This is a genomic window from Flavobacterium sp. GNP002, from assembly GCF_054343795.1.
Genome location: NZ_JBTGUW010000001.1, coordinates 1723939 through 1737506, shown reverse-complemented (window position 1 = coordinate 1737506; position 13568 = coordinate 1723939). Strand labels below are relative to the sequence as shown.

Sequence of the window (13568 nt, the reverse complement as noted above, 5' to 3'; positions counted from 1 at the left end):
TATTTTCCTGTAAATTAAATTATTAATTATTTTTGTGTACTTCTGAAGTGTCTGTAAGTATTCACAATTGTATTACCCGCCTCATCAATAGAGTAAGTCAAAGTATCAATTTTAGAAGTAAAAAAGTTGTAAGCGATAATTGCTAATGCTGAAGTAGAAATTCCTGTAGCTGTATTAATCAATGCTTCAGAAATACCATTTGCAAGTGCAGCTTGATCCGGAGTACCAGCAGCAGATAAAGCACTAAATGCTTTAATCATCCCTGTTACTGTTCCTAATAATCCAGCAAGAGTTCCTAAAGATACCATTGTAGAAAGTACAGTCATGTGCTTCTCTAACATTGGCATTTCTAACGAAGTAACCTCTTCGATTTCTTTGTGAATAGTTTCTGCAGCAGCTTCGCTATCTAAACCTTCTCTTTTAACTTCTTGGTATTTCAATAAAGCTGATTTTATTGGATTTGCAACAGAACCTTTTTGTTTGTCACATGAAGCAATAGCTCCTTCAATATTACCTGCTTTAATATCTTTTTGTACACTTGTCATGAATTGATCAAGATTTCCTGTACCAGCTGCTTTTGAAATTACAGCATAACGCTCAAATGAGAACACAACAACCATTAATAATAATCCTAACAATACTGGTACAATAGGTCCCCCTTTGTAAACCATTGCTAACATATTTCCTGGTAATGGATGACCTGTATTAACGCCGCCCTCGAAATTAGCGCCATTACCCATTATGAAATTCCAAATTAACCATCCAACAAAAATACATGCTACAATAATGATTCCTGAAATCATTCCTCCTCCGTTTGCCGATTTTTCTTTTTTAACGTTTGCCATTTTTTTTTAATTTTAATAGTTTTAAATAAATTATCTTAGTTATATTAAACTTGTAGTGGAGCAAATTTATATTTTTAGTTTAAATAAAAAAACTTTTTTTTATTTTATTATAATTAAATTTATTTCAAAAATACATTTGCAATTTAACACTTTGCATTTATATCAAAATACTCAAACAAATCTACTCTTTTATAAAAAAAAACGTAATTTTTTATGATATATTAACACAATATTTCAACAACCACCCCCTTATTATGAAAACTAATATTTTATACTATTAACAACAAAAAAGCAGGAAAACTGCAGTATGCACTAAAATTTCAGGTTTTATAAAAAAAATAATACCTTGCAAATGATTTAAATCTATACTTATTATGAGCAGAAAAGAAGATTTCAGTAAACATATTTCTGATGGATACAGCTCCAAGGGAGAAAGCATTATTCTGGGTGGTGCAATATTAGACGGAGAGGCTTTGGCTGATGCACATGTAAAAATACCTCTAAAAACATTAAACCGTCATGGATTAATTGCCGGTGCAACTGGAACAGGAAAAACCAAAACCATACAGGTATTATCAGAACAATTATCATCCTTTGGAATACCTGTATTGATGATGGATATAAAGGGAGATTTTAGTGGTATTGCAAAAGAAGGAGAAGAGAAAGCATTTATTACCGAACGTCATGCTAAAATAAACATCCCTTATAATACGGCAAATTTTCCTGTTGAATTATTGAGTTTATCGGAACAAAATGGTGTACGTCTTCGCGCTACTATCTCTGAGTTTGGACCGGTTTTATTTTCCCGAATTCTAAATTTAAATGACACCCAAGCTGGAGTTGTTTCTGTTATTTTCAAATATTGCGATGATCATAAAATGCCTTTATTGGATTTGAAAGACATCAAAAAAGTAATCAATTACATCACTGAAGAAGGAAAAGACGAAATTGAGGAAAGCTATGGTAAGATTTCCACTTCAACAACGGGTACCATACTTAGAAAGATAATAGAATTAGAACAACAAGGTGCCGAACTATTTTTTGGCGAAATGTCTTTTGACGTTGACGATTTAATGCGCATTGATGAAAATGGAAAAGGATACATCAACATCTTAAGATTAACCGACATTCAAGACAAACCAAAACTATTTTCAACATTTATGCTGAGTTTATTAGCTGAAATTTACCAGCAAATGCCTGAAAAAGGAGATTCGGATCAACCAGAATTAGTAATTTTTATTGATGAAGCTCATTTAATTTTCAACGAAGCCAGCAAAGCATTATTAGAACAAATAGAAACGATAGTAAAACTAATTCGTTCTAAGGGAATTGGAATTTACTTTATCACACAAAACCCAATGGACATTCCAAGTGGTGTTTTGGCGCAATTGGGTTTAAAGATCCAACATGCTTTGAGGGCTTTTACTGCCAATGATCGAAAAGCCATCAAACAAACTGCAGATAATTACCCTACATCTGAATTTTATAAAACTGATGAAATCTTAACTAGCCTGGGAATTGGTGAAGCGCTCGTTACAGCTCTGAATGAAAAAGGAATTCCAACACCACTTGCAGCTACAATGATGCGTGCTCCTATGAGCCGAATGGATATTTTAACCGAGAGTGAGATTCAAGAAATCAACAACAAATCTAAACTGGTAAAAAAATATAGCGAACTTATTGACCGTGAAAGCGCTTATGAAATGCTAAATAAAAAAATTACCGTTATTGAAGAAGAAGCTGCAGAGCAAGAACAGGAAAAAGCATCTGAAAAAGAAGAAAGTAAAGGTCCAAGTACCGCTAGTGTAGTGGGGAAATCTGTTTTAAAAGTATTGACAAGTGCTACTTTTATAAGAGGCGCTTTTGGTGTATTAACCAAAATGTTCAAAAAATAAAGTACTAATACCCTTTTAGAATTAAACCTCTAAAAGGGTATTTAAAAAAGTAATGTTAAAAATGAAAAAATATTTTATACAAAAAACACCTTTTGTTGTTCCAACAACTGATGGCAAATTGATAGAAGAACATCACGGAATTGCAACCACAAACAATCCTGAAATTTCAATCGCCCATATGATTGCTCCGCCTAAATGGAGCGAACCCTTTCAAACACCAGAATTTGAAGAGTACACCTATGTCATAAAAGGAAAAAAACAATTCATCATCGAAGATGAAATTGTAATTCTTGAAGCGGGTCAATCCATAAAAATTGAGAAAAATACTCGGGTGCAATATTCCAATCCTTTTGACGAACCTTGTGAATATATTGCCATTTGCAAACCTGCTTTCGATTTTACTAAAGTTCACCGTGAAGAATAAACACTGTGAGTAAAATAAATACTATCGTAAATATTCAAGTGAGTAACTTGGAAAAACTATCGCAACAGCTCTAGTATTTTATTTTCAACAGCTTCTGAATCCCATATTTCAGTAATATTCTCCATTTTCAAAACTTCTTCCATAATAGCATTTTGATAATCTCCAATAGCCAAAGCTTCTGCATAAGGACGATCACTAAAGGTAACTCTACTATAAAGTGGAATCCATTTTTCAGGATATTTATCTGAAAATGATTTTTCTATTTTCTTTTGCAATAAGAATTTCTCATCAGCCGTTTTAGAACTCATTTCCATAAAATTGCGATAGGAAAGCTCTGCAATGGCATCAGCATTAGGTTTACGGGATTTTTGGTATTCAGAGAAAATCGTTTCCCAATCATCGCCATACTTTTCAATCATATCATAAAGAATCGAAATATCCTCAAAGCCCGCATTCATTCCTTGTCCGTAAAATGGAACAATGGCATGACAAGCATCACCTATTAAAGCAATTTTATCTTCATAAGTCCACGGAAAACATTTCATGGTCACTAAAGTACTTGTTGGATTTTTAAAAAAATCCTCAGTCAATTTTGGAATTACATCAATAGTATCCGGTAAATTCTTTTCAAAAAAAGCTTCCACCGCTTTTTGATCCTTCAAAGAAGCAAAAGAATTATCCCCTTCAAAAGGCATAAACAAAGTACAAGTAAAACTACCATCTAAATTGGGTAATGCAATCAACATATATTCACCTCTTGGCCAAATATGAAACGAATTCTTGTCTAATTTATGAGTTGCATCCGAATTTGCAGGAATATTCAATTCCTTATATCCAATAGGTAAAAATTCTTGCGAATAATCAAACATGCTTTGACGTTGCATGCGATGGCGGATTCTGGAAAAAGCACCATCAGCACCAAAAACCATATCGTATTTCATTTCTTCCCAGGCACCTCTTTCAGTTTCTCCAATATGCAAAGTAGCATCATCAAGGGTTACATCCCAGATTTTATGTTCGAAAAAGAATTCAGCTCCTGCGGCTTCCGCCAAATCTATCATTTTCCTGTTCAAAGTCCCTCTGGAAATGGAGTAAATAGATTCTCCTTCCTGACCGTAATTTTGAAAATTAAGTTTATCAACAAGATGAATGGCCCTTTTATCCATCGGGATGGCAATTTCTCGCACGGCATCGCCCACTCCCACCGCATCAAGTGCTTTCCAACCTCGGTTAGACATGGCTAAATTAATAGAACGGCCGGAAAACTGAATTTGTCTAATATCAGGGCTTCTATCGAAAACATGAACAGTATGACCAGCTTTGCGAAGGTAAATAGCTAATAAAGATCCAACTAATCCAGAACCTACAACCGCTATTTTTTTTGGAATTTGCATTAATTTTTTATAAAAAGTTAAGCAAAATTACTGATTTTATTAGACTAAGAACTTTAAAACTATTAATTTTTACGTGGAATAAAAATCAATTTTGTTGAAGTCCTAACAATCTCCTCCTTGTTAAGCATCATTCTTCTAAATTTTCCTGCATTGTAAAGCTCCGCTTGATCACTGTAATGCGCGCTTAAAGGATTCCCCGATTGCCCTGTAGGAAGAACACTCCAGCTATTTTCTATATCCGAAAAATCAATAATCCTTCTCGTTGACGGACCTCCTTTTACGATATAATTTCCATCATCGGTAAAATCAAAAAACAAATTATTAATAACTTCTGTGGAACCTGAAACTTCAAAAGGACCTACATTGAAAATCCTTCTTAAAGCAGCCACTTTCCCCAACGGATGCTGATGTTCTACCGTATGCACTTTATTCCAAGTCCAATCAGCAACCGTAGCTCCCAATTGTTCTTCTAAAGCTATAATCGACTCTTTAAACGATTGTGATATAATTTTACTTCGGGTTTCTTTTTCGTTTTTAGTATTGACATTATCCCACCAAAGTGACGTTGCATTAACAATTTGCTTAGCAATTATTTGCTTCATAACATGTGTCCCTAAAAATTGCTTGAAATTAGCGGCGCCAAGTTCATCCTCGAAAGTATTTTTCAAATAGTTAAAAATCCATTTATTGTAAATCGTTGGCCCAACATCAGCAAGGTTATTCGAACCTTTCCATTCTTTCAAAACTGTCAAAGCTTCTTTCTCGTTTTCAGAAAGTGATTTCTCGTCCAAATTTGAGATTAACTGCTTCACTACTTCCGGGGAAACAGATGATGTATTATCAAAAATCATTTCCCCAACAGCAGTTTTATCCCAATTTGATTTTGGCTCTAATAACTGCGTAATTCTTTTTGCTCTGTCTTCAGGAAGGTAATAACCTGGATATAAAAATCCATCTATAGGTTCCGGCTGATTATTAGCAGAATATACATAATTCCATTTTGGATTTACTGCCGAAGGATTTTTGGAGAAATCCAAATATTCTTTAATATCATCTTTACCACTGGCACCATCCAAAATAAAATTAGGGTTTACGCCAGCATTATGCTTGTATAATTTTCCCGTTGCCCACCAAGCCACATTTCCTTTGGCATCTCCATACATGACATTCAATCCTGGCGCTGCTATTAAACTGACCCCTTTCTGGAAATCGGCTTTACTTTTAGCGTGCGAAAGTTGATAAACAGCATCCAGAATTTGTATGGGTTGCTGCGTATAAATCCAAGACATTGCAACAGGTTTATCTTTCATTAAACCATCAATCAAGTCATTAACAATCGGCCCGTGGCGAGTCACTTTTACATTCAAAACCACATTAGCAGAATCTTTTACTTTTATTGTTTTTTTTCGAATTTCATACGCACTGAAACCACTTGGTGTCTTATAAGCATTTGTATCATTTGGATTATTCTCCTCTTGATACAAATCAATATCATCATTCTCAAACATTGTCAAACCATACGCATACTCGCGATTGTGCCCCAATAAAGGATACGGAGTTCCAGCCAGATAACAACCATACAATTCAAAATCTGGCGTTACAAGATGTGCTTCATACCAAGTTCCCGGTTGCGAAAACCCAATGTGTGGATCATTAGCAAAAATGACTTTCCCGTTTTTAGTTTTCTTTGGAGCAATAACCCAACTGTTACTTCCTATAAAAGGAGAAATTGGAGACTGATCTAAAATCGAGGCTATCGACTTTGAAATAGCGCTATATTCTTGAGCAGTTTCATTGGCATTTTTAATTCGGGTGGTATTAAACGAACCATCAATACCAAAATCTTTGAGATACTCCATTCCGTATTTGTTTCGAATATCAGTCAATAATGGATCTGATTTTTGAGCCATCGCAAAACTAAAAGACATGTATCCAAAAATATTATAAACGTCTTTGATTGTAAATTTCTCTTTCTTAACCCCAACTAAACTGAATTCTATTGGTGTAGTTCCTTCGTCCATGTATTGATTGATTCCATCTAAGTAAGCCATCGTCAATTGATAACTTGGACTGTTTTTATCCAATGCTGCAATCGCTTTTGCAGAAGCCTCTTCAATTCCCAATCCAGCAAAGAATTTATCGTTTTTAAGTGCCACCGAACCAAAAATTTCTGATAATCGTCCCGGTGCAATTCGACGCATCAATTCCATTTGCCATAATCGATCTTGGGCATGCACATAACCCAAAGCCATCATCGCATCTTTTGAATTTGTTGCATAAATATGTGGAACGCCAAACTCATCAAAATAAACTGTTGTTTCTTTTTGAATATTTTTCAGTTGCAATTTGCCCTCGTATTTTGGTTCTAAATAAAACCCATAAATAATTAAAGCTACCGCTAAAACGGCTACTACCGAAAGTAAAGCCAGAAGGACTATTTTAAGTTTTTTCATATTTAAATAAATTGATAAACAAATATATAGGATTTGAAAATGATTTAAAACAATTTATTTAAACGAGTGTAATTTAGGTAAATCGAGTAAATACAATTATTTTGTTTAATTTATTTTAAAATTAATTAAACAAAAAGTATATTTGTTCCAAATTAAAAAGATATGAAACACATTTCTAGAGATGATATTTCTCAAATGGAGAAAGTCGAAAGATTGAATTTAATTAATTCTTGCACTGGATATAAATCAGCTAATCTTCTGGCTACAAAATCCCTTGATGGAAAATCTAATGTGGCTATTTTTAGCAGCGTGACGCATTTAGGAAGCAATCCTGCTCTAATAGGATTTATAATGAGACCCACAACCGTCCCAAGAGATACATACAAAAACATACGAGAAACCGGTTATTTTACTGTAAATCATATTACGGTAAACATGATTGAAGATGCGCACCATACATCGGCAAATTATGAATTAGGTATTTCTGAATTTGACAAAACCAATCTGGAAGAAGAGTATAAAAATGATATAGAAATTCCATTTGTAAAAGGAAGTCCGGTTCAGTTGTATTGCAAATACGTAAACGAATATTACATCAAGGAAAATGATACGATTCATGTAATTGCGTCAATCGAAAATTTATTTTTTGAAGAAGAATTAGAACATAAAGACGGCTGGTTACAAATTGACAAAGGAAATGTTGTGGCACTAAACGGACTCGATGGGTATTGTTTACCCAAATTAGTAGACCGCTTTCAGTATGCTCGAAAAGAAATTCCAACCACTTCATTTTTTAAAAAATAAAAAATGAAAAAGCTGCGATTAATCCTTGGTGATCAGTTGAATTTAGAACACTCTTGGTTACAGGAAAGTGATGACAACACAATATATGTCTTGGCCGAAATGCGTCAGGAAACGGATTATGTAAAACATCATATCCAAAAAGTGGCGGCCTTTTTTCTGTCGATGAGGAATTTTTACACAGCGATAAAAGAAAATGGACATCAAGCGGTCTATTTTCAAATTACCGATGTTGAGAATCCACAAAATTTAGAAAAAATCATTGCCTTTTGTATTGAAAAATATAACATTCAAAAATTCGAATATCAATTACCCGATGAATATCGACTAGACCAACAACTAAAAACTATTTGTTCGAATCTAAAAATCGAATCAGAGGCATTTGACTCCGAACATTTTTACACCACGCGTCACGAACTTTCTGATTTTTTTGAAGGAAAGAAGTTGTTATTAATGGAGATTTTTTATCGGAACATGCGCAAAAAACATCATGTTTTAATGGATGGAAGCACTCCGTTAGGCAATCAATGGAATTTTGATGCTGATAATCGCAAAAAATATAAAGGTGAAGTTCCGGTTCCTTCAGAAAAAAATTTCCATACCAATGTTTCTGAAGTTATTGCACAAATCAAAGAAGCAGGAATCGTGACTTTTGGAAACATTAATCCAGATAATTTCAGTTGGCCTACTTCGCGCGAGCAATCGTTGGAAGTTTTAGATTATTTCTGCAAAAATCTGCTGAAGTATTTTGGTGATTATGAAGATGCGATGCATACCGATGAAAAATTCCTTTTCCATTCCCGTTTGTCTTTTGCAATGAATAGTAAAATGCTTTCGCCAAAAGAAGTAATCGAAACCGTTATTTCTTTTTATCATGCAAATGAAACTGAAATAAGTATCTCACAAGTTGAAGGATTTGTTAGGCAAATTTTAGGTTGGCGCGAATACATCCGAGGAATTTATTGGAAAGAAATGCCCAATTATGCCAAAATGAATATCTTGGAAAATACAAATAAATTACCAGATTTTTTCTGGACGGGTAAAACCAAAATGAATTGTATGAGCCATGCTATCAATCAAAGTTTAGACGAAGCTTACGCACATCATATTCAGCGGCTGATGGTAATTGGAAATTTTACGCTACTGACACAAATTCATCCTGACGAAGTAGACGCGTGGTATTTAGGCGTATATATTGATGCTATTGAATGGGTCGAAATGCCCAACACTCGCGGTATGTCACAATATGCAGATGGCGGAATTATCGCCACAAAACCCTATGTTTCCTCTGGAAGTTACATCAATAAAATGAGTAATAATTGTGCCAAATGCCATTACAATGTAAAAGAAAAATTTGGAGATAATGCCTGCCCTTTCAATACGTTATATTGGAATTTTCTAGATGAGAAAAAAGAGTACTTTAAAGGAAATCAACGCATGGGAATGATGTTGAATTTATTAAATAAAATGAATCCCGAAGAATTATATAAAATTAAAGTTAAGGCCAATTCCATTATCCAAGACATGGATTCCTATTAAACCGAAACATCCATAAATAAAAAGAGTGCTTAAATTCTATACGAACTTAAACACTCTTTATTTTCATTATAAAAAGAATAAATTTAATTCTTTTTACTTCCATCTATAATAGCTCCTGTTCCCGCACCTACTCCAGCACCAGCTACACCGCCAATAATAGCACCTTGTACTTTTTTCTTACTGATAATAGCTCCAGTTGCAGCACCTACACCAGCTCCAATGACAGCACCTTTTGCAGTACTACTCCAGCCTTTTCTTTGCGTAGTAGTGTTTGTTGTAGTTGTTGTAGTTGAAGGTGATTGCTTATTTACGACAACAACTTCTTTTTGTGTTTCAATTCTTGCAGCTTCAATTTTGACCATTTCTTGTTTCATAGAGTCAATTACTCTTTCCTTTTCCATTTCAACTTTCATGGAATCTACCGTTGCTACTTTAGCCTTTTCAATTTCCATTTTTCCTTGGTTCTGACAAGAAACAACAACTGCAGCTACAAGAATAAAGTATAATGCTTTCATAATTTGAATTTTTTTAATTTCTAATGCTACAAAGAAACGTTTAAACCTGTAAATTACACTTATGCAATTCAGGTTATTATTTATATAATTTAAAGATTTACTTTGTCCAAAATACCTGCTTTCAGAATCTGACCAAACTCAAACATGTCTTCAAAAGAAGTATATAAAGGCACCGGTGCTAAGCGGATAACGTTAGGTTCACGCCAATCCGTTATGACTCCGTTTTTCATCAAATAATCAAATAAACTGCGCCCTTCCCCATGCAGTAAGACTGATAATTGCGACGCTCTTTCGGATGGATTTGACGGTGTAATAATTTCGAAAGTACTATCGACTTCTTTGTCTATTTCGTGCAGAATGAATTCTAAATACGAAGTAATTGCATCTCTTTTTTGAATTAAATCGTCCATTCCTATTTCATCAAACATTTCCACGGATGCTAAATAAGGTGCCAAAGAAAGCACTGGTAAATTACTTATTTGCCAACCATCGGCTCCATGAACAGGATCAAAAGTGGGTTCCATCTTGAAACGACGTTCTTTATTATGTCCCCACCACCCCGCAAATCTTGGTAACTCCGAATTGTTGTGGTGTTTTTCATGAATGAAACAACCAGAAGCATTTCCAGGACCTGAATTCATGTATTTATAACTGCACCAAGCTGCAAAATCCACATCCCAATCGTGCAATTCCAGTTTTATGTTTCCTGCAGCATGCGCTAAATCCCAACCCACATAAGCACCCACTTTATGACCAGCTGCTGTTATGGTTTTCATATCAAAAACTTGTCCTGTGTAATAATTAACACCGCCAATTAAAACTAAAGCCAACTCGTCACCTACTTCATCAATTTTGGCCAAAACATCTTCTAAGCGAATGTTGTGTTCTCCTTCGCGACGCTTGATTTCAACAATAGCATCTTCTGGTTCGTAACCATGAAAATGAACCTGACTTTGAAACATATATTGATCCGAAGGAAATGCTTTTTCTTCGCAAATGATTTTATATCTTGTCTTTGTTGGTCGGTAAAAAGACACCATTAACAAATGAAGATTTACGGTCAATGTATTCATCACAGTAACTTCACTCGGTAACGCACCCACAATTTTACTCAACGGATTTGCAAATCGTTCGTGGTAATCCCACCATGGTTTATTACTGTAAAAATGACCTTCAACGGCGAGATTTGCCCAATCATTCATCACCTCATCCACATAATTTTTAGTACGTTTGGGTTGTAATCCCAGTGAATTTCCTGTAAAATAAATTACTTTTTTTCCATTTACCCGCGGAAAAATAAATTCATCTTGGTATTTATGTAATTGATCTTGTGAATCAAGTTGTTTTGCAAATTTAAGGGTGTTTTCGAAAGTCATGATTTGTATTTTGTTTTGTAAAAGTAGTAAAAAAGGACCGATAGATAAAAGACTTTTAACTGATTGGCAAACCATAAAAGAGTTAAATTTTCGAATGCAAAAAAATAGTTTCAGATTCCTATACGGAATTAAGAAACTACTCGTTATTTAACTATATTGAATTTAAAACTCCTAGCTATGCTTAAAAACAGTTTGAATGTTATTATTATTGCTATCGCCGTGGTAATTTCCTCGTATTTATTTTCGAATGCTTTTCAGAATCGAAATAAAAGTAATGATACCATAAGTGTTACTGGCTCGGGAAAGAAAGATTTCGTCTCGGATTTGATTGTTTGGAACGGTTCTTTTTCTAAAAAAAGCGTGACATTGAAAGAAGCCTACGCAGCATTGGACTCTGACAGAGAGAAAATAAAAAACTATTTATCAGGCAAAGGAATTGCTCCGAATGAGATGGTATTCTCAGCAGTTAATTTCAATAAAGATTTTGAAACTACCTTTAACGAAAACGGAACGACAAGACAGCAAATTTTTACTGGATTTACCTTAACCCAAAGCGTGAGCATCCAATCTAAGGAAGTAAATAAAATTGAAGAATTGTCCAGACAATCCAGTGAGTTAATAAATTCTGGTGTGGAATTTTATTCTTCTCCCCCGGAATATTACTACACTAAACTTGCCGAATTAAAAATAAAAATGATTGCCGAAGCTACAAAAGACGCCAGTATCAGAGCTAAAAGTATTGCCGAAAATGCAGATGCGAGTTTAGGAAATCTAAAAAAATCGGACATGGGTGTTTTTCAAATTACGGGTCAAAACTCATCGGAAGATTTTTCTTATGGCGGTTCCTTTAATACGCAATCCAAAAACAAAACGGCTAATATAACGGTACGACTGGTGTATCAAGTGAATTAAAAATTCAAATCAGGAATCATCCTCAAAATGTTTTGTGTGAGGGATGGAAGCGGCATCCTTTATTTTCTTTCTTTAAGAAAATAAAGATACAGCGTACAACCCGACCCTTGGGGCACACACAAAAAAAATCTCGCCATTACTGACGAGATTTTGTTATTTAGAATATGATTATCCCGAAGTTTCGGGACAGATTAGATGATTAACATCGCGTCACCGTAAGAATAGAATTTATACTCTTCTTTGATAGCTTCGGCATACGCTTTTTTCATTAAATCATGTCCACAAAATGCGGAAACCATCATTAATAAAGTTGATTTTGGCGTGTGAAAATTAGTAATCATACACGTTGGAATTGTAAAATCATGTGGCGGAAAAACGAATTTATTTGTCCATCCATCAAAAGGATTCAAAGTGTTTTGTGACGATACTGAACTTTCAACGGCACGCATAGAAGTGGTTCCTACGGTACAAATACGTTTCTTTTTAGCTTTGGCTTCATTCACAATATCACAAGCTTCTTGAGTAATTTTTAATTCCTCAGAATCCATTTTGTGTTTTGATAAATCCTCAACCTCAACTGGGTTGAAAGTTCCCAAACCTACGTGAAGCGTTACTTCGGCAAATTTAATTCCTTTGATTTCCAGTTTTTTCAATAAATGTTTCGAGAAGTGCAATCCTGCAGTTGGCGCTGCTACAGCTCCTTCTTCTTTAGCATAAATAGTTTGGTAACGTTCCGCATCTTCCGGAGTTACGTCTCTAGAAATATATTTTGGGATTGGAGTTTCTCCAAGTTCTGTTAATTTATTTCTGAATTCTTCATAAGAACCGTCGTAAAGAAAACGCAATGTTCTTCCGCGAGAAGTCGTGTTGTCAATAACCTCAGCTACTAACGAATCGTCATCTCCAAAATATAGTTTGTTACCAATTCTGATTTTACGAGCCGGATCAACTAAAACATCCCAAAGTCTTTGCTCAGAGTTTAATTCTCTAAGTAAAAAAACTTCGATTCTTGCTCCAGTTTTCTCTTTGTTTCCATACAAACGTGCTGGAAAAACCTTAGTGTTATTCAAAATTAAAACATCGCCGTCATCAAAATAATCGATAACATCTTTGAACATTTTATGCTCTATAGTTCCTTTCTTACGATCAATAACCATTAGACGAGCTTCGTCTCTGTTTTCAGCTGGATATTCAGCAAGAAGTTCTTTAGGTAAATCGAATTGAAAATGTGATAATTTCATTTGATAAAGTTATGAGTTATAGATTATGAAGTGTGAGTTTTGAGGTCATGCTTCTAAATCGTGTGCAAATATACGATTGTGAGATAGGCGTTGTCAAGTGTTTTGCTGTTTAATTTAGTTTCAAAATTGCAAAGTAACAAAGCAGCAAAGCTTTAGCCCCGTAAACATTGAGA

At 34.5% G+C, this 13568-nt stretch carries 11 protein-coding genes; 5 read left to right on the top strand and 6 right to left on the bottom strand.

Annotation, left to right across the window (positions count from 1 at the left end; genetic code table 11):
* Positions 1–26: 26 nt before the first annotated feature.
* A complete protein-coding gene (locus ACXX80_RS07555) occupies positions 27–845 on the bottom strand; it encodes a MotA/TolQ/ExbB proton channel family protein (protein WP_458552684.1) in 819 nt (272 codons plus the stop codon).
* A 374-nt stretch (positions 846–1219) separates the two neighbouring features.
* On the opposite strand from ACXX80_RS07555, the gene ACXX80_RS07550 reads away from it, so the two are divergent.
* Positions 1220–2740, top strand: a complete 1521-nt coding sequence (locus ACXX80_RS07550) for a helicase HerA-like domain-containing protein (protein ID WP_458552683.1) — start codon at positions 1220–1222, stop codon at positions 2738–2740.
* 61 nt (positions 2741–2801) lie between these two features.
* Positions 2802–3164 (top strand): cupin domain-containing protein, encoded by a 363-nt coding sequence (locus ACXX80_RS07545; protein WP_282731201.1) that lies wholly within the window; start codon positions 2802–2804, stop codon positions 3162–3164.
* 56 nt (positions 3165–3220) lie between these two features.
* Here the strand turns inward: ACXX80_RS07545 and ACXX80_RS07540 are convergent, their stop codons facing one another.
* Positions 3221–4558 (bottom strand): FAD-dependent oxidoreductase, encoded by a 1338-nt coding sequence (locus ACXX80_RS07540; RefSeq protein WP_417981836.1) that lies wholly within the window; start codon positions 4556–4558, stop codon positions 3221–3223.
* A gap of 62 nt (positions 4559–4620) precedes the next feature.
* The gene (locus ACXX80_RS07535) at positions 4621–7011 is read right to left on the bottom strand and encodes a penicillin acylase family protein (RefSeq protein ID WP_458552682.1); all 2391 of its coding nucleotides are present in this window, start codon (positions 7009–7011) and stop codon (positions 4621–4623) included.
* A 162-nt stretch (positions 7012–7173) separates the two neighbouring features.
* On the opposite strand from ACXX80_RS07535, the gene ACXX80_RS07530 reads away from it, so the two are divergent.
* Positions 7174–7815: a flavin reductase family protein gene (locus ACXX80_RS07530; RefSeq protein ID WP_417981832.1), complete on the top strand. Its 642-nt coding sequence runs from the start codon at positions 7174–7176 to the stop codon at positions 7813–7815.
* A gap of 3 nt (positions 7816–7818) precedes the next feature.
* Complete coding sequence (locus ACXX80_RS07525) at positions 7819–9351, top strand: cryptochrome/photolyase family protein (protein ID WP_458552681.1); 1533 nt, start codon at positions 7819–7821, stop codon at positions 9349–9351.
* Positions 9352–9434: 83 nt separating this feature from the next.
* Here the strand turns inward: ACXX80_RS07525 and ACXX80_RS07520 are convergent, their stop codons facing one another.
* Positions 9435–9866 (bottom strand): YMGG-like glycine zipper-containing protein, encoded by a 432-nt coding sequence (locus ACXX80_RS07520; protein WP_458552680.1) that lies wholly within the window; start codon positions 9864–9866, stop codon positions 9435–9437.
* Positions 9867–9955: 89 nt separating this feature from the next.
* Positions 9956–11242: a kynureninase gene (kynU, locus tag ACXX80_RS07515; RefSeq protein ID WP_458552679.1), complete on the bottom strand. Its 1287-nt coding sequence runs from the start codon at positions 11240–11242 to the stop codon at positions 9956–9958.
* Positions 11243–11419: 177 nt separating this feature from the next.
* On the opposite strand from kynU, the gene ACXX80_RS07510 reads away from it, so the two are divergent.
* Positions 11420–12154 carry an SIMPL domain-containing protein gene (locus ACXX80_RS07510; RefSeq protein ID WP_458552678.1) on the top strand — a complete coding sequence of 245 codons (735 nt, stop codon included), beginning with the start codon at positions 11420–11422 and terminating at the stop codon, positions 12152–12154.
* A gap of 191 nt (positions 12155–12345) precedes the next feature.
* Here the strand turns inward: ACXX80_RS07510 and queA are convergent, their stop codons facing one another.
* Positions 12346–13395 carry a tRNA preQ1(34) S-adenosylmethionine ribosyltransferase-isomerase QueA gene (gene queA, locus ACXX80_RS07505; RefSeq protein WP_282713097.1) on the bottom strand — a complete coding sequence of 350 codons (1050 nt, stop codon included), beginning with the start codon at positions 13393–13395 and terminating at the stop codon, positions 12346–12348.
* Positions 13396–13568: the final 173 nt, after the last annotated feature.